This is a genomic window from Sorangium sp. So ce693, assembly GCF_051521375.1.
Classification (GTDB): Bacteria; Myxococcota_A; Polyangia; order Polyangiales; family Polyangiaceae; genus Sorangium; species Sorangium atrum.
In genome coordinates, this window is the sequence record NZ_CP150347.1 from 2,595,129 (window position 1) to 2,611,883 (window position 16,755).

Genomic DNA, 16,755 nt, shown 5'->3' on the forward strand with positions numbered 1-16,755 from the left:
GATCCACGTGCGAATCCATTCGAACCGAAACCCGCCGACGAGAAGCTCCCTCGCTGTCCGCCTCGGCGGCCTCCTGACCGCGACCTTCCTCGCCTCGTGCTCGAGCATGATCGGCCCGGAGTCCGCCCGCCCGCCGGCGGCCGAGAAATGGCTCGCCCGCGCTCGACAGGAGTTCCAGTCCGCCGACGTCGAGAACGCGCGCGATGCGGTCTCGAGGGCGCTGACGATCGTCCCGACCGACACCGAGGCCCGGCTTCTCGCGGGGCGCATCGCGCTGGCCCGGCTCGACTACGCCGAGGCGCTGCGCCTCCTCAAGGGCGTCGCCGGCTCCGAGGCCGCGGGGCTCCGCGGGCGCGCGCTCTGGTACAAGGGCGATCTCGACGCCGCCGCCGACGAGCTCGAGGCGATGCTCGACGATCCCGATGTCGTCGATGAGTGGGCGAAGTCGATCGCCAAGCTGGCGAGGCGCGGCGCGGGGCGCGCGCCGTTCACCGTCTCGGGCGCGCTCCTCGCGGCGATCGAGATGCAGCACGTCAGCGCCGCGGCCCCGTTCTTCGTCGTCCCGCTCGAGATCGACGGCGAGTCGGCGCTCGCGATGGTGTCGACCGGCACGGGCGAGGTGGTCCTCGACAGCAGCACGCGCAAGGAGCCGAGCTGGGTCTCCCTCCGCTTCGGCAAGAAGCTCGAGATCAACGACGTGCCCGCCCTCACGCAGGACCTCTCGGGCGTCTCGAAGCAGATCGGCGCGCCGGTCAAGGCGCTGCTCGGGGTGAACCTGCTCCGGCGCCTCAACGCGACCATCGATTACAGCGGCTGGCAGTTCGTCGTGCGCAGCTTCTCTCCGCCGGCGCCGCCCGACGCGACGCGCGTCGACGTCGCCTTCATCAAAGGTGGCGGCATGGTGCTGCGGAGCAGCCTCGGCCCCGACAAGTCGGTGCAGGGGCCGCTGCTCATCGACACGTCGATGACGTTCCCGATCGCGCTCGACAAGGAAGGCTGGAAGAAGGCCGGCTTCGAGGCCGATGGGTTGAAGCGGGTCGAGCAGGATCCAGAGCAGAAGCTGAAGCAGGGCGTCGTGCCGATGCTGCGGCTGGGCGCGCTGGAGATCCCCAAGGTCCCGGGCGTGTACGGGGCGCCGCTCCAGGCGGTCGAGAAGCAGCTCCAGCTCGATCTGGATGGGGTGATCGGCGCGGGGCTGCTCGCCTACTTCCGTGTCACCTTCGGCGACGGCGGTCGGCTCATGTGGATCGAGGACGACACCGCCGTGAACAAGGTGCTCCGGGGCAGCGCGCCGGCGCCCGTCAACGAAGGGCAGGCTCCCGCCGCGCCGCCAGCAGAGGGCGCCGGTCCAGCAGGCGCGCCCGGCTCACCTGCGCTCCAGGAGCCCGCGCTCCAGGCGCCGCTGGCCCCCCCCACGACCGCTCCGAAGTCGACTCCGCCTGCGGCCGCTCCGAAGTCGGCGCCGCCCGCGGGCGCTCCCAAGCGGACGCCGGACCAGTGAGCATCATGTCCAAGGATCTGTTGGCTGTTTACGCGGGGAGCTTCGATCCGATCACGTTCGGTCACCTCGACCTGATCCAGCGGGCGTCGAAGCTGTTCGGTGAGGTGATCATCGCCGTCGGTAGGCATCCGACGAAGCACCCGCTGTTCACGTACTCGGAGCGGCTGGAGCTGCTGCGCCAGACCACGAGCGAGGTGACGAACGCGCGGATCGATTCGTTCGAGGGGCTCCTCATCCAGTACTGCCAGCGCGTCGGCGCGCGGGTGATCGTCCGCGGCCTGCGCGCGGCGACCGACTTCGAGTACGAGCTGCAGATCGCCCACGCGAACGCGGACATGCTCCCCGGCGTCGATACCGTCTTCTTGCCGACGCGCACTCACTACGGCTTCGTCTCCGCGTCTCTCGTGCGCGAGATCGCGAGCCACGGCGGCGACGTCAGCCACTACGCGCCCGCCGCCGTCTGCGACGCGCTCCGGTCGAAGTTCGGCGCCGCGAAGACCTGACGCTCGCGCGCTCAGTAGGTGCCGAACGGGGTCGGCATCAGCAGGAGCACGAACAAGAGCAGCGTCACCACCGCGATCGCCTTGCGCGCTGGCGACAGCTCGCCGGCCTCCGTGGGAGGGTGCTCCCGCCCGCCGACGCGCAGCATCAGGTAGACGACGCCGAACCACGTGAGCCACGGCATCCCGTTCGCGACCGCGGAGCTGAGCGCGTCGGACAGCCCCTCCGCGATGAAGCGCCGCGTGAAATAGGCGACGTTGCCGACGAAGAGCGCGAGCATCAGGAAGTGCGCGGCGCGGCTGTAGCGGTCCTGCTGCTTGCCGAACAACGCGTAGGCGACGTGCCCGCCGTCGAGCTGACCGACGGGGAAGAGGTTGAACGCCGTGATGAGCAGCCCGGCCCAGCCCGCCATCGCCGTGGGGCCGAGGAAGACGTCATGGGTCTCCGGGATCGGGCCGACCGCGAGCCGCCTCAGCAGGAGATAGAGGAGGCTGCGCCCCTCCTGCAGCGCAGGTCCGGAGCTCGCGTGCACGTCCGAGCGCATGAGGCCCACGAAGAGGACGGGGAGCGCCACCGCGAGGCCGGCCAGCGGGCCGGAGGCGCCGATGTCGAGCAGCGCGTTCCGCGACTTGATCCTGCCCTTCATCGAGATCACCGCGCCCATCGTGCCGAGCGGGCTCACCACAGGGAGCGGGATGAAGTAGGGCAGCGACGCCTCGACCCCGTGCGCGCGCGCCGCGAAGTAGTGCCCGAACTCGTGCGCCAGCAGGATCGACAGGAACGGCACCGCGAACGGCCACGTCTGCGGCAGCGCCTTCACGAACGAGAGCGCGCTGTCGTCGTCCGGCGTGATCGGAGCCCAGAGGGTGCCGGCGACGAACACCGAGATGACCGTCACGCAGAAGAGCGCGAGGTTCTTCTTCCATCGCAGCGGGGGCGGGGGCGAAGCGGCTGCTGCGCTCGGCTCTGCGGAGCTCGGCGCCGCGGGGGCCAGCTCGGCGTCGAGGTCGAGCGTGCTCGGGGTGGAGGATCGACGGTCGTCGGTCATGCGCCGCCTAGCGTGGCCGCCTCCTCGTCGCCGCTCAAGCGATCCACGCGCGCCTGCGTTCAGGGCGGGCAGCTCGCAGCGCCCTCGGAGCGCACGCCGCGCTGCTGGCCGGCGGCGCGGCCCTGCCGTGGCGGCGTGATGCTCGCCTGGCCCCGGGACCCTCGACCACGCCCGCGCAGGCACGACGAGGTCTGCGCGCACACGATGACTTTGCGCGTCATCCCCCTGCGCCACGGTCTTCCCGTGGCGCCGGCCCGGTCGCTGGAAGCGGTCGCGGCCGGAGCTCTGTGCTGCCGCGGAGCGCGCGATGCGGCCGCCCGATGGTACGGGCGCGAACCTCTCCTGGCTGCGCACCGGCTGGCCAGCGCTGTCTTCTGCGCCGCCGTCGCGTCCGTGTGCCCTCCGTGCCCTTCGGCAGGCGCGACTGCGCTACGATCGATCCCATGCCTCCCGCTCGCGTCGCCGCTGAAGCGCTCGTGGGCAAGCTCCTCTGCGACAAGTACCGCGTCGTGCAGCTGCTCGGCAGCGGCGGGGTCGGGCACGTCTACCTCGCGGAGCGCGTCGGCAGGCCGCGTGAGGCCGCGACGTCGCGCGTCGCGCTCAAGGTCCTCCGGGCAGAGCTCCGCGACGATCCGCTGCTCGTCGCGCGGTTCGAGCGAGAGGCCGGCGCGGCGTCGCGCGTCCGTCATCCCAACGTCCTCTGTGTCGATGCGCTCGAGCGCGCCGGCGACGCGCCGTGCTTCGCGATGGAGCTGCTCGTCGGGCTCGATCTCGCCGACACGCTGACGTTCACCCGAGCGCTCGTCCCGTCTCGCGCGGTCCGGATCGCCGCCGACCTCGCCTCGGGCGTCGATGCCGTGCACCGCGCCGGCGTCATTCACCGCGACGTGAAGCCGGAGAACGTGTTCCTCGTGCACGCGGCCGACGGGCGCGAGATCGTCAAGCTGCTCGACTTCGGCTTCTCGTACATCCAGAGCCAGGGCGACGAAGGCGCGCCGCTCCCCCGGGTCGTGGGGACGCCGGAGTACATGGCGCCCGAGCAGGCGCAGGGCGCGCCGGCTGCGCCCGCCGCCGACGTCTACTCCCTGGGCATCGTGCTCTACGAGATGCTCGCGGGACGTGTCCCCTTTCAGGGCCCGTACCCGGCCATCGCAGAGAAGCACGGGCGCGAGCCGCCGCCGCCGCTGCACCGGGTCCACCCTGGGCTGCTCATCTCGCGCGAGCTCGACGCCGTCGTGCGCAAGGCGCTCGTGAAGGACCCCCGCGGCCGGTTCGCCTCGATGGCGGAGCTACGGCAGGCGCTGCTCGCGACGCCCGAGGCCCGCGTCGGGACGTCGTCCGCGGTTCCGCCCGACGCCGGCGCGCCGCCGCCCCCCGGCGTCGGGCACTGGGGCACCAAACCGTGAAGCCCGCTCGCTCCGGAGGCTTCCGTCGCCCTCCCTGCGCCTCGGCTTTGCTCTCACGGCGAAGCCCTGCTAGACGGCCGTTACCATCTCTTGTTCCGGGCGACAGCCGGATCCGCTCGTCAGGCCGACGCTGGCCGCGGCGAGCGACCCGGCTCGGTTCGGAGGTCCGCGGGCGCGGGCCTCGTCTGCGCGGGTCGGTTCTCCAGCGAGTACTGGGATCCCAGAATCGCGCGCCAGTCGTCCTCCACTCCCTCCAGGCGCTGCCTGGTGCTTTCTCGGTTGCTGACTATGGGTCGCGCGACCCCATCACCTGATAACGGTACAGCGGCGTTTCAAGACGCCGAACTCCCGATGTACGAGAGCCGCAGCGCCTCCGGGCCACGCGCTGGGCCCGAAGGCGACCTCATGCCGACGGACACAGGCGCCCTCGACGACGATCCGTTCCGTGTCGAGCTCGTCGACGAAGACATCCCCACCCCGCGCCGCTACCAGGTCGTCTTCGACGAGGCGCGGATCGATCCGGATGTCCAGAAAGTCGTGCGACGCCTCGTGCGCCACGGCTTTCAAGCCTACCTGGTAGGCGGCTGTGTGCGGGATCTGCTGCTCGATCGGCGCCCGAAGGACTTCGACGTCGCCACCAGCGCGCGGCCGGAGGAGGTCCGCGAGCTGTTCCGCAACTCGCGCATCATCGGCCGGCGGTTTCGCCTGGTGCACGTCCTCTTCCAGGGCGGGAAGGTCATCGAGGTTGCGACCTTCCGCCGCAACCCGAAAGAGGACTCCGACGACGGGAGCGAGCTGCTCATCCGCAGCGACAACGCGTTCGGCGTCGCGCACGAGGACGCGCTCCGCCGCGACTTCCGGATCAACGCGCTCTTCTACGACGTCGAGGCGCGGCAGATCCTCGACTGGGTCGGCGGCATGGAGGACGTGCGCCGCCAGGTGGTCCACACGATCGGCGATCCGGAGACGCGCTTCCGCGAGGATCCGATCCGCATCCTGCGCGCGCTCAAGTTCGCGGGTCGGCTGGGCTTCGGGATCACCCCCGACGTCTACGATGCGGTCGTCTACTGCCGGGACGCGCTCGCGCTCGCGGCGCGCCCGCGCCTCTCGGAGGAGATCCTGCGCCTGCTGCGCGGCGGCCAGGCGCGCCGCACCATCTACCTCGCGTGGGAGACCGGGGTGCTCGACGTCCTCCTGCCGGAGGTCTCGGCGCTGCTCTACGACGATCGCGGCGATGACGGCCCCGGGCAGCGCCTCTGGCGCGTGCTGGACTACGTCGACCGGCGCACCGCGGCGGATCGGCCGCTCGACGACACGGTCCTCTGGACGCTCTTGCTCCTCGAGCCGATGAAGGAGGCCTGCGACGGCGTCCGCGACCGCGCGGCGGCGGTCGCCGATTTCCTCGAGCCCCTCATCGATCGGCTGGCCATCTCTCGCCGTTACGCCGACGGCATGCGGCGCATCGTCGCCGTCCTGCCGAGGCTCGCGGGCGGTCGCGCTGGCCGCTTCGCGCGGACGGACATCTTCCAGCCTGCCCTCGACGTGCTGGCCGCCGAGCTCACCGCGCGCGGAGAGTCGACGGAAGCGATCGACAGGCTGCGCTCCGCCCCGCACCCGCGGCGCCAGCACGCCGACGCCGCGCAGTTCCGGCGCTGACCGGTGATAAACGTCGCCGACGTCGGCGGCGCGATCGGAGGCGGCCGTCGGGCAAGTAGCTGACGGTAGCTGACGGCGACCGACCCGCCGCCGTGGAACATCACAGGGGTTTCTGGTTTCATAAGAGGCCCCTGATGTCCTCTCCGGTCGCACGCCTGCGCTCTGCTGCTCCGCCGGCTGTCCCCGTGTCCAGGCGCCGGTTCGGCGGCTCGGCGCGCGGCCTGCTCGTGTTCGCGCTCGCCTGCGCCGTATCGCGGCTCGCCGATGCGCAGGCGTCGCTCCTGCACGAGTTCATCGCGCCGGATCCCGCGGAGGACGTCTCGCTCGCCACGACGACGCTCGACGGCGGGCTCCCCGCGGCGATCCAGACGCCGAGCGGCCTGGCAACGGCGCCCGATCCGCAGCGCCCGCCGTCAAACCAGCAGCAGGTCTACAGCAACGTCGGCTCCGACGCCGGCCCCGACGCGTCCTACGAGCCGGATCGAGATACCCGCCGGCCGAACGTCGAGCGCTACGACGATCCGTTCTCTCCAGCGACCGCGCCGTTCAAGCGGCTGCAAGCGTATGACGCCGTGAGGGCGGACTACTCGCTCGTCGTCCGAGATCGGAGCCTGAAGACCGTCAAGGCGGACGGCGCCGTCTCGGCGGGCGACGAGGCGTTCTACGGGGACATCGCGGTCGATCTCGTGCCCAACGAGCCGGTCCGGATCCCGACGGTGGGACCGGACACGCGCCTCGTGCGGATGCACGTGAACCCCGATACCCCGGTCGTGGTCCTGCGTGACGGCGCCGACAACTGGTTCGTGCGCAGCGCGAAGAGCGCGCGCGTCCGGCTCATCGTGCAGCTCGCCATCGCCCGCGCGACCTTCGGCAGCGAGTTCGCCGACGTCAGCTGGAGCAAGCTCGAGCCCTTCCGCGCGCCCCAGGAGGCCTCCCACGAGGCGGCGTTCAGGCAGGTCGCGCAGGCGATCGGCATCTCGTCTGCGATGCGGCCGCGCGACGTCGTACAGAAGATGGTCGAGTACTTCCGGTCGTTCGCCCCGTCGGACGACCCGCCCAAGGGGAACGGCGACATCTACCTGGATCTCGCGCTCTCGCGAAAAGGCGTCTGCCGCCACCGCGCCTTCGCGTTCCTCGTCACCGCCCTGCACATCGGGATCCCCGCGCGGATGGTCGTCAACGAGGCGCACGCCTGGGTCGAGGTCTTCGATGGCTCGCTCTGGCACCGCATCGACCTCGGGGGGGCGGCCCTCAACATGGACGAGGAGGTCGATCCGAGCCGACCGCCCCATGTGCCGCCGCCGGATCCCTACAGCTGGCCGGAGCAGCGCGACTCGGGCCAGGATCTCGCCGACCGCACGCGCGCCGAGCAGACGCAGCAGGGGCCCGCTGGCCCGGGGGCCGGGAGCAGCGGCGCCGCCGTGCCGCCGCCGCCCCCTGCGCCCACGCCCACGAGCGACGCGGCCGGGCGCGCGGCGGAGAGCACCGACGTCGTCGTGACCGCGCTGGACAAGGACATCCGCCGCGGCTTTCCCCTCCACCTCCAGGGACAGGTCAGCAGCGCCGGGGCGCCGTGCGGGCACGTCCGCGTCGACGTGGTCCTGACGGGGACCGCGGCGCCGCAGGGCGTGACGGTCGGCTCGCTGTCGACCGACGACCGAGGGCGGTACGACGGGGCCGTCGTCATCCCTGGCGATTTCGCGCTCGGCGAGTACGACCTCGCGGTCGCGACGCCGGGCGACGTCCGCTGCAAGGCCGGCCGCACGGAAGCTGCCGCCCCGTGAGCGACGCGCCGGCATGCGCCCTCTCGCCCCCGCGCGTCGCGGTGGGCGCCGTCGTCATCGATCGCCGGCCCGATGCGCCTGACGCGCCGCGCGTGCTCGTCGTCAAGCGCGCTCGTCCTCCCCTCGCGGGCTCCTGGTCGCTCCCGGGTGGGCGCGTGGAGCCCGGAGAGCGGCTCGCGGACGCCGTTGCCCGCGAGATCCGCGAAGAGACGGGCCTCGACGTCCGCGTCGGCCCCCTCGTGGAGGTCGTGGAGATCGTGGCGACTCCCTATCATTATGTGATCCTCGATTATCTGTGCGAGTCGATCGGAGGCGCCCTCTCTCCAGGAGACGACGCCTCCGAGGCGGCCCTCGTGCCCGTCCCCGAGCTTCCGGCCTACGGCCTCACCGACGTCGCGCTCCGCGTGATCCACAAGGCGCTGGCGATGGCGGCCGCCGGCTGAACAGCGCGATCCAGGGAGCGCCCGACTTGGCGCGGCCGTGGCGGAGGTGGGATGTCGCAGAAAGAGCGACTCTCCATGTCGAACTTCCAGTGTTGGACAGCGGCGACGTTATTTTGCTGCCCTGTCGCTCACGACAATCGTCGGTGGCAGCGCTACATTAGATGTGGGTGTCGCGGTGAGCGCTGGTTCGGCGATCATGAGGGGATTGGTGGTCGTCACGGTGGCGACCCTGGTCTGTTCTCCTCTCTGCTTCGCGCTGCCCTGCAATGATGGCGCTGGCCTGTTCGCGCTGCCTGCGCCGCGCGTCTCGCGCGTCTCGCGCGCCGCCGCGCCTCCCGCCGTACCCGATGGCTCAGGATGGCTCCCGGCGCGGGTCGCGCGCGCCTTCTCAAGGACCGTCGCGCGGGTGGCGCGTTCGGGCATCGCCCCGATGTTCCTTGGCCTGCACGGGTTCGGTGTGACCGTGTCCGGCGAAATGTGATGAATGCAGCTACCGCGGCTGCAACATGCGTTTTGCTGCTCCGCTGAGTGAGCGCGCCGATCGCGACGAGCGCTGGTCGCGCCCGTCGGCTCGAATTCGCGCTGTGGTGACCGTTGAGTCTGGATTGCGGCGCTTCTGGAGACATCGTAGACCGGGGAGTCTATGAGCTCGACGCGGAGGGCGAGGAAGGAGGAGCAGAAGGAGGAGCGGCGGCGGTTCATCATCGACGCAGCCTGGCAGCTGTTCCAGGAGACCGCCTATTCCGAGGTCACCATGGCTCAGGTCGCCGAGCGCACCAGCCTCGCAAAGGGCACGCTCTACCTCTACTTCACCACGAAAGAAGAGCTCTTTCTCGCGGTCGTCGATCAAGAGCTCGCGAAGTGGTTCCACGATGTGGATATCCATCTGACGCATTTCTGCGCCTCCCGCGGCGACGCGAGCCCGGCGCGCCCTCGGCCCTCGCGGGCCCGCCGCGACGCGCCCGGGGCGCCTGCCGAGGACGCCTCGGCGAGCGTCGCCTCGATCCTGTCGACGACCCTCGCCGCGCGCGACGCGATGACACGCTTGCTCGGCATCCTCCACAGCGTGCTCGAGCAGAACGTCAGCTACGAGGCCGCGCTCCGCTTCAAGCTCTCTCTCCTGGGTCACGTCGAGCGCACCGGGGTGCTGCTCGAGCGGTGCCTGCCGTCGCTCGCTCCTGGCCATGGCGGCCCGACCCTCATCCGGATGTACGCCCTGCTCATCGGGATGCGCCAGGTCTGCGATCCCAGCGACGTGATCCGCGATATCCGCAGCCGCCCCGATATGGGCCTCTTCCGGATCAACTTCGGCGAGGAGATCCGGGCATCGTTCGCGCTCCTCCTGAGCGGCGCGAGCGCGCCGCCGCTCGCGTCCGGGCGGCTCGGCGCCCCGGCCCTCCCCGGGTTGAGCTCAGCGGAGCGGCGCCGCCCGGAGGGGTGAGGGGCGCGCGTTCACCACGGATCCCGCGCCGACATGGGCGGCAGGTGATCGGCGAACGGCTGGTTGAGGATGCGGGCGATGACGGACTTCCACGTGGTCGCGTCGTTCTCGAAGTCCTCATGCCGCCGCGCCTCGGAGCCGTGGGGAGGAGGCCTCGTGTTGGGTCCCTTGATCCACTCCGCCCTCGGAAACACGACGGGCCGATCGTCCTTGGTCTCCGTGAGGAGCGAGAGGACGTCGGCGTTCTCCGGATCGAGGAGCCCCGCCTCCATGCCGAGCAGCGAGACGCCGCTCGTGCCGGGCACCCGCGGGCGCCGTTCGAGAGCGTTCGACACAAGGTAGAGGAGCGACCTGCCGTACACCTCGCAGTGGTCCTGGAGCTCCGCTTCGTCCGTGAGCGTGAACAGGGCGAACCGGCGCACCATGCCGCTCTTGATGGGCGGCATGTACGTGTCGCGGAACGCGTCCAGGGCGCTCGCCGGCGCGAGCAGGGAGAGCGACTCGATGGGGAGCCCGAACCCGAGCTGACCTCGCATCGGGCCGCCCTCGATCTTCTTGCCCTTCTCCGAGGTGACCAGCTGGACCAGCGGCGCGAGCAGGAACGTGCCGCTCGAATGGGCGACCAGGTGGAGCTCGATCCTCGGATCGGTGTCCATCAGCGACGCGAGGCGGCCGATCATCTCGCGGACGCCGCCGTGGTCGGCGTCCATCGTCGCGTCGCCCGCGGCCAGCTTCATGCGGTCCCACTCGGCCTTGCCGCCCATGCGGCGGACGAGCGGCTCGAGGGCGTCGTCGCGCCGATCGATCATGAACCCGAACGCCCTGGGATCGTAGCCGTCGTGGCGGCGCCCCTCCGTGGCGCGATGGAGGATCTCGAGGAGGCGCGGGTAGTGGTCGGTCTCCCAGAGAAGCTCGATGGGGTAGATCTCGTGCCCGAGCAGCTTCGGCCGGAGGCGCGACATCCGGTTGATCGCGTCGATCTGCCGGCGCAGCCCGCCGCCCGCGATCAGGACGAGCCGGCGGCGCTTCCAGGTCGCGGTCGCGCTCAGGAAATCCTCTTCCATGATGATGCGGACGTCCTCCGACGACGTGCCGTAGGCTCCGCGCTGCTGGAGCTGGCCGTGCATGTCGACGCTGATGAGGTGCGGCCGCAGGCTGGCGAACGTCCGGCTGGTGGACGTGAGCGGGCGGAGCGAGCGCGCCTGGTTCAGGCGGATCGGGACGCCGAGCCGCCCGACCCACGCGTCGAAGCCGTATTGGAGCCAGTCGTCGTAACAGAGTCGACCGAAGCCGCCCTTGCCCCAGCCGACACCCCACGAGTTCTGGAGCCAGAAGCCCTCCGCGTCATACCCGATGATCGCGAACGCGTGACCTCCCCACGGGGCGATGAAGGGATTCGTCCTGTCGACCGTCGGGATGATGCCGCTCCTCTGGGTCCCATAATACCAGCCGTTGAACGGGATCAGCGCGGAGGCCGCGATGATCCCGACCTCCGCGAGGGCGCTGTGCATCGCCGGGAGATCCCTGTGGTTCACCCGTTGATACAGGCCGAGCGGCCGGAGCATCGCGTCCACCGCGCGCTCCGGCGTGAGCGTGCCGTGGAGATCGTTCGCGTCCCACGGCCAGTGCTCATAGGAGCAAATACCGTGTTTGTGCCAGCCCTTCATGGCGCCCCTCAGGCTGGATCCCCTCGCGTCGTCCTCGCCGGGGTACTCGTCGTAGCGGCGCGCCATCGTGTACACCATGTTCTGGCTCACGAGGCTGCGGTCCGGCGAGACCCTGCGCCCGCGCAGCAGGTAGTGCGCCACGGTGGCGACCGTGAAGCCGGTGCAGCCGTTGTTCTTGCCCTGGTCGAGCACGGGCACGCCGTACTCGACGAAGCGCTCCGGGGGCATGATCGGAGGCACTTCCACCATCGTGGGGCGATAGAGGGTGTCCCGGAAATCGAGGACGTCAGCGCGCGCGTCGGTCGTGATGTCCCCGTGACGCCCAGCGAAACGCTCGGAATCGATCATGGTCTCTGATCTCGTGAAGTCGCTGAGTGTCGCACGGGCGGCGCGCGGGGCAAAGTCGGCGGCGCCCGCCCCCTCGGACGAGGCTGCTCGTGCTAGCGTCGCCCGAGTCGGCGCCGCCAGCGCCGTCCGGAGGTGGGATGAGCGAGGACAGCCGCGCAGGGGGAGGCGAGGGCGCGCGAGGCGCCGTCGAGGCGGCGCTCGAGGCCGAGGTGCTGCGGCGGCTCGCGTCGTTCCGGGCCCGGCTGGGGAGCGGGCTCGGTGCGCTGTTCGATGAGCTCGCCGCGCGCCTCAGGCTGTTCGAGGGTGAGCCGGGCGACGGCTACTTCTCGCACCCGACGGCGCTCCCGGTGCTCGAGCTGCCGCTCTGGGTCGCGACGCGTCCCGGCGGGCCGGCGCTCGCGCGGGATGCTGGATCGCCGGCGCTTCCGCCGCTCGCCGTCGATCTCGCCGAGGCGGCAGCGGTCGGGTACCTGCACGTCCGGATCGAGGACGACCTGCTGGACGAAGGGGTCGGTGAGCCTGCAGCGACGGTGCTCCTGTCCGGGGCGTTGTTCGCTCGTCATCAGACGTTGCTCGCCCGCGTGCTGCCCGGCGGAAGCGCATTCTGGGGCCTCTTCGAAGAGGTCTGGCTCGGGTACGGCGAGGCGATGCTCCTCGAGCGGCGGCTCCACCGCGGCGCAGGCCCGCAGGACGGCGCCACGTTCCGCCGGGTGCTCGCCCGCTCGCGCCCGCTCGTGCTCCCGGCGGCGGCGGCCCTGTTCGCGCTCTCGCAGGCCGAGCACCTGGCCGCCCTCGAGGAGTTCGTTTCCGCCCTCGTGGCAGCGCATCAGCTGTTCGCGGACCTGCTGCACGCCGAGAAAGATCGTGATTTTGGTAACACGACGTATGTGCTCTCCAGGATCTGGGCGCTCGCTGCGGCGGATGCGGCGCCGCCGAGCGGGGCCGTCGTCTCTGCCAGCGGGCCTCGTCGCGATCAGGAAGTGCGCAGCGCGGCGGCGCTGCGCGCGCGGCTGTTTGCGCGCGGCGGCTTCGACGCCATCCTGGAGGAGGCGCGTTGTGAGCTCGCTCGCGCCGAGGTCGCCGCCGGGGCCCTCGGGCTACCGGAGGCTGCGCGTTTCTGCAGGGAGCGCGAGCAGTACATGGTCGCGATCCAGCGGCGGGTATTCCTCGCGTTCTTCAGCGCGCTCGCTGGCGACGCGCGATGAACCGGTATGCCGCGCGCGGACGCAACACCCCCCGAGGACGCGCGGACGCGCGGACGCGCCTGCTTGTACTTGCTAGCCGTTTGGAGGTCTCCTAGCCTCCCAGGCGAGAAAGCGAGGAGTCGTGACGTCGAAGAAATCAGAGGCAGAGCTCATCGGTCGTGCCGTCGTGGATTCGAGCTTCCGTCAGCAGCTCCTTGCCGATCCCGAGCGCACCATCCAGGCGGAGGGATACGACGTCGGGGCGGAGACGCTCCAGCGCATCCGGGATGCCGCGACCTCGACGCCCGAAGCGGTCGATGCGGCCATCGCGGCCGCGGCGCGTGAGGGCGGAGTCGGTATGTGACGTTGTCCCCTGCTGGAGGGGTGACCGCCGCCTGGCCATGGCTCGACCCGGGTGACCGGGCTGCGTGCGAGCGCGCCTGGTCGGCGCTTCTACCGGGGGGGGCGCTTCAGCGCGGTGAAGCGGCGTGGGGAGCGCTCGCGATCGAGCGCGGCGTGGGCGCACCGCCCGGGTACAGCATCCCGTGGGCCAGCTGGGCGCTGCGGCTTTGCGGGCGGGCGTCTGCGCCCGACGCGGCCGCCGACGCCGCCGTGGCGGTCGCCGCGGTGGCCGCCGGGGGCATCGAAGGCGCTCCGGACGCGCTCGTGCGGGGCGCGATCGCCGCGCGTCTCCTCGCGCAGCACGCGGACGACACGCGCGCGCACGGGTGGCTCCTGGGGCTGGCCGAGCTGGCGGAGGCTTCGTGGCGCGAGAACCCGGTGATCGAGATCGACGGCTCCGGCGCCCTGGCTGCGCCCACCGCCGCCGGCGTGCGCGAGGCCGTGGCCCTCTGGACGGCGCCCGCGCTCGTCGCAGGCGACGATCTCGCGCCCGCCCGTCGCTTCGGAGAGGCCGTGGCCGAGCCGATCTGGCTGCTGGACGGGCTCGTGCGCCTCTGGATCGATCCGATCGCTCCTGACCTCGCGGCGCCGACGCTCACGCCGCTCTTCGCGCTCTGGCTGCGCGGCGCGGGGCTCGCTCCTCCGCTGCTCCGCGCGCTCTCGGGCGAGCGCGCGTCCCGCGTGCGCCGCGGCGAGATCCACAGCCTGCTCGCGACCCGCCCGTACCGCGCCGCGCTCGCCGCGCGCATGCAGGAGGCGCTCGCGTCGGCCCGTGAGGTCGTGGCCGCCTCTCCTCGAACGAGCCCGAGCGCGCGCGGCCTCGCCGAGGCGCAGCGCGAATTCCTCGACGCGCTCGGCGAGCGCCTCCGCTTCTTCGAGGGGCTGATGTCTTTCCGCGATCTCCTCGGCACCGGCGCGGCGCTCGGGCCGCCGCGCGCGCAGGGCGAGCGGGCGCCGCCCGACGAGGCGCGCGCGGATCTGCAGGCGGCGGTCGCGTTCCTCCTGGACGCCGCGCCGTGGCGCGAGTCCTGGGAAGTGCAGCGCTTCGGCGTGCTCGGGTCGAGCGAGCAGCCGGTCGGGCATTGGTTCGTCCGGGCGACGATCCTGAGAGCGCTGCTCGAGATCGGGGAGGTCGGGCGCGACGTCCGCGCCGACGCCGCGGCGTTGCTCGATGAGATCCCGGCGGGAGAGCTCCGCTACTTCGGCGGGTTCCGCGACGTCCCGCCGGACGCCGACCTCCTCGGCGTCGTGCTCGAGCTGGTCGCCGAGACGGGCGCCGCGAAGGAGCGGGCAGAGTCGTGGATCGAGGTCATGCTGGCCAACGTGGGTGAGGACGGCGTCGTTCCGACCTGGTTCTACCGCGGGCCCGCGGGGCCGACCACGCCGGGCGTGGCGTGGGCCGGCGACGACTGCGCGACCGTCCGGCTGAACCTCCTCGTGGGCCTGCTCTCGCTCGACGCGGAGCGGTTCGCGCGGCTCATCGACGCGAACGCGCGGCGCGTGCTCGACGCCGCCTCGGAGGGCGGCATCGAGGGCGCTTGCTTCTACGATGCCTCGTACACGGACCTCGCGTTCCTTCGCTTCGCGCGGCTTTACCGGGAGAGGGCGGGGGACGCGCGGTGGGCCGACGACGTCGCGGCGGTCGAGGCCGCGACGCTGTCGCGGATGCTCCGATCGCAGCGGCTCGACGGCGGCTTCGGGGCGCCGCTCCGCACGGCCGCGTGCCTCGAGGGAGCGGCGATGAGGGAGCGGCCCGATCCGCTGCTCCTCACGCGAGGGCTGCGCTACCTCGGCGAGCGCCAGCTCGTGGACGGCTCCTGGCCTGCGGAGCCGCTCTACCGGGTGCCCATGAAGCGCGGTCGCGAGGGGCTCCACCAGGGCAGGGCGCTGACGACCGCGCTCTGCGCGCGTGGGTTCGCCGCGGCGCGGTCTCGGCTGCGGCGCGGAGGGGAGCGGCGCACATGAGCATCGAGAAGTCGCCCGAGATCGTGCGGATCATGGAGGCGCAGGAGATGCGCGGGGAGCAGATCGTGAACCACATCCGGTTCGCGTTCGCGCTGCTCAGCGCCGCCACCTTCATGCACGTGTGGCGGATCAACACCCCGGCCGCCAACCAGATCTTCGCGATCCTGAACGGCGGGTACCTCGCCTACTCGCTCGTGCTCTACACGTTCTTCCGGCTGCGCCCCGGCGTCTACGTGGGCTGGCTCAAGTACGTGAGCATCTTCGTCGACCTCGCGCTCCTGACGCTCACGGCCCTGGGGACGGCGAGGAACCACTCGGGGATCATCGAGTACTTCACGAGCTACCTCGCGACCGTCTACGTGCTCTGGAACCTGATGTCGGGCTTCCGCTACAGCCTCGCGGCGTGCCTGTACTCGGCGGGGCTGTCGGCCGTCTTCAACTCGATCGTGCTCGCCGTCACGGTCGGCTCCGGCGCGGTCCCGATCAGCTCGGTGTCCGTCTACGGGAAGAACGCCATCAACATCGCGGACCAGTGCCAGCAGATCCTCTTCATCGCGCTCCCCGGCGTCGTCGCCGGCATCATCGCGCGGATGTCGCGCAACCTGGTCGTGCGGGCCGAGGTGGAGTCCATGGCCCGCCTCCGGCTCGAGCGCGAGAAGCAGGAGCTCGGCCGGTATCTATCGAAGGATCTCGTCGACTTCGTCCTGTCCGATCCGAGGCGGCTCAAGCTCGGAGGAACGCGGCGGCACGTCTCGGTGATGTTCACCGACATCCGCAACTTCACCCCGCTCACCGAGTCGGTCGAGCCGGAGGCCGTGGTCTCGTTCCTGAACGAGTACTTCACGGAGATGGTCGACATCGTGTTCCGCTACGGGGGCACGCTCGACAAGTACATCGGCGACGGCCTGATGGCGGTGTTCGGCGCGCCGCTCTCGGTCGAGGACGCGCCGAAGCGCGCCGTGATCGCGGCGATCGAGATGGTGCAGGCGCTCGAGCGCATGAACCAGCGGAAGCTCCTCGGCGGCGGCGAGATCCAGATGGGCGTCGGGATCGCGACCGGCACCGTCATCTCCGGCAACATCGGCTCGCTCCAGCGCATGGAGTACACCTGCATCGGGGATACGGTAAACACGGCCGCCCGCCTCGAGCAGTTCAACAAGGAGCTCGGCTCCAAGATCATCATCTGCCAGACGACGTACGCGACCCTCGACGACTCCATCCCGGCGCAGCCGACCGGCGCGCTGAGCATCCGAGGCAAGAGCCGTCAGGTCCACCCGTACATCGTGGACCACATGGATCTCTCTCCGGCGCGCCTGGGCGAGCTCCGGCGAGAGCTCCTCTCGCGGGCCCGTCCCATGGACTCGATGCCGCCGCGGGCGCCGGCCGCCCTTCGCAGCAAGGAATAGCCG

14 protein-coding genes are annotated in these 16,755 nt (G+C 71.2%); 12 read left to right on the forward strand and 2 right to left on the reverse strand.

Going from position 1 to position 16,755, the window contains the following annotated elements; translation table 11 throughout:
• Window positions 1-7: 7 nt before the first annotated feature.
• Together WMF14_RS09960 and coaD are read left to right on the forward strand one after the other, a co-directional pair.
• Window positions 8-1,501, forward strand: coding sequence for a tetratricopeptide repeat protein (locus WMF14_RS09960; RefSeq protein ID WP_437800366.1), 1,494 nt, complete (start codon window positions 8-10; stop codon window positions 1,499-1,501).
• A gap of 5 nt (window positions 1,502-1,506) precedes the next feature.
• Window positions 1,507-2,004, forward strand: coding sequence for a pantetheine-phosphate adenylyltransferase (coaD, locus tag WMF14_RS09965; protein ID WP_272101394.1), 498 nt, complete (start codon window positions 1,507-1,509; stop codon window positions 2,002-2,004).
• Window positions 2,005-2,015: 11 nt separating this feature from the next.
• Here coaD and WMF14_RS09970 read toward each other — a convergent pair whose 3' ends face one another.
• The gene (locus WMF14_RS09970) at window positions 2,016-3,050 is read right to left on the reverse strand and encodes a site-2 protease family protein (protein ID WP_437800368.1); all 1,035 of its coding nucleotides are present in this window, start codon (window positions 3,048-3,050) and stop codon (window positions 2,016-2,018) included.
• A 443-nt stretch (window positions 3,051-3,493) separates the two neighbouring features.
• Here WMF14_RS09970 and WMF14_RS09975 point away from each other — a divergent pair, with 443 nt between their 5' ends.
• The 6 genes from WMF14_RS09975 to WMF14_RS10000 all read left to right on the forward strand — a co-directional run bounded on the left by WMF14_RS09975 (window position 3,494) and on the right by WMF14_RS10000 (window position 9,780).
• Window positions 3,494-4,456 carry a serine/threonine-protein kinase gene (locus WMF14_RS09975; protein WP_437800370.1) on the forward strand — a complete coding sequence of 321 codons (963 nt, stop codon included), beginning with the start codon at window positions 3,494-3,496 and terminating at the stop codon, window positions 4,454-4,456.
• Between the two features lie 405 nt (window positions 4,457-4,861).
• A complete protein-coding gene (pcnB, locus tag WMF14_RS09980; protein ID WP_437800372.1) occupies window positions 4,862-6,112 on the forward strand; it encodes a polynucleotide adenylyltransferase PcnB in 1,251 nt (416 codons plus the stop codon).
• A 134-nt stretch (window positions 6,113-6,246) separates the two neighbouring features.
• On the forward strand, window positions 6,247-7,896 hold the full coding sequence (locus WMF14_RS09985) for a transglutaminase-like domain-containing protein (protein ID WP_437800374.1): 1,650 nt from the start codon (window positions 6,247-6,249) through the stop codon (window positions 7,894-7,896).
• On the forward strand, window positions 7,893-8,339 hold the full coding sequence (locus WMF14_RS09990; protein ID WP_437800376.1) for an NUDIX hydrolase: 447 nt from the start codon (window positions 7,893-7,895) through the stop codon (window positions 8,337-8,339). The genes WMF14_RS09985 and WMF14_RS09990 overlap by 4 nt, the downstream gene beginning before the upstream one ends.
• A gap of 196 nt (window positions 8,340-8,535) precedes the next feature.
• Complete coding sequence (locus tag WMF14_RS09995) at window positions 8,536-8,820, forward strand: hypothetical protein (protein ID WP_437800378.1); 285 nt, start codon at window positions 8,536-8,538, stop codon at window positions 8,818-8,820.
• 162 nt (window positions 8,821-8,982) lie between these two features.
• Entirely contained in the window at window positions 8,983-9,780 is a 798-nt protein-coding gene (locus tag WMF14_RS10000; protein ID WP_437800380.1) for a TetR/AcrR family transcriptional regulator, read from the forward strand.
• A gap of 11 nt (window positions 9,781-9,791) precedes the next feature.
• Here WMF14_RS10000 and WMF14_RS10005 read toward each other — a convergent pair whose 3' ends face one another.
• Window positions 9,792-11,795, reverse strand: coding sequence for a C1 family peptidase (locus WMF14_RS10005; RefSeq protein ID WP_437800382.1), 2,004 nt, complete (start codon window positions 11,793-11,795; stop codon window positions 9,792-9,794).
• 137 nt (window positions 11,796-11,932) lie between these two features.
• Between WMF14_RS10005 and WMF14_RS10010 the strand changes: the two genes are divergently transcribed.
• The 4 genes from WMF14_RS10010 (at window position 11,933) to WMF14_RS10025 (ending at window position 16,752) form a co-directional block, all read left to right on the forward strand.
• Window positions 11,933-13,000: a geranylgeranyl pyrophosphate synthase gene (locus WMF14_RS10010; RefSeq protein WP_437800384.1), complete on the forward strand. Its 1,068-nt coding sequence runs from the start codon at window positions 11,933-11,935 to the stop codon at window positions 12,998-13,000.
• Window positions 13,001-13,121: 121 nt separating this feature from the next.
• A complete protein-coding gene (locus WMF14_RS10015; protein ID WP_272101405.1) occupies window positions 13,122-13,343 on the forward strand; it encodes a Franean1_4349 family RiPP in 222 nt (73 codons plus the stop codon).
• Window positions 13,340-15,346, forward strand: coding sequence for a hypothetical protein (locus WMF14_RS10020; RefSeq protein ID WP_437800386.1), 2,007 nt, complete (start codon window positions 13,340-13,342; stop codon window positions 15,344-15,346). Before WMF14_RS10015 ends, WMF14_RS10020 begins: the two co-directional genes overlap by 4 nt.
• A complete protein-coding gene (locus WMF14_RS10025) occupies window positions 15,343-16,752 on the forward strand; it encodes an adenylate/guanylate cyclase domain-containing protein (RefSeq protein WP_437800388.1) in 1,410 nt (469 codons plus the stop codon). The genes WMF14_RS10020 and WMF14_RS10025 overlap by 4 nt, the downstream gene beginning before the upstream one ends.
• The last annotated feature ends 3 nt before the right edge of the window (window positions 16,753-16,755 follow it).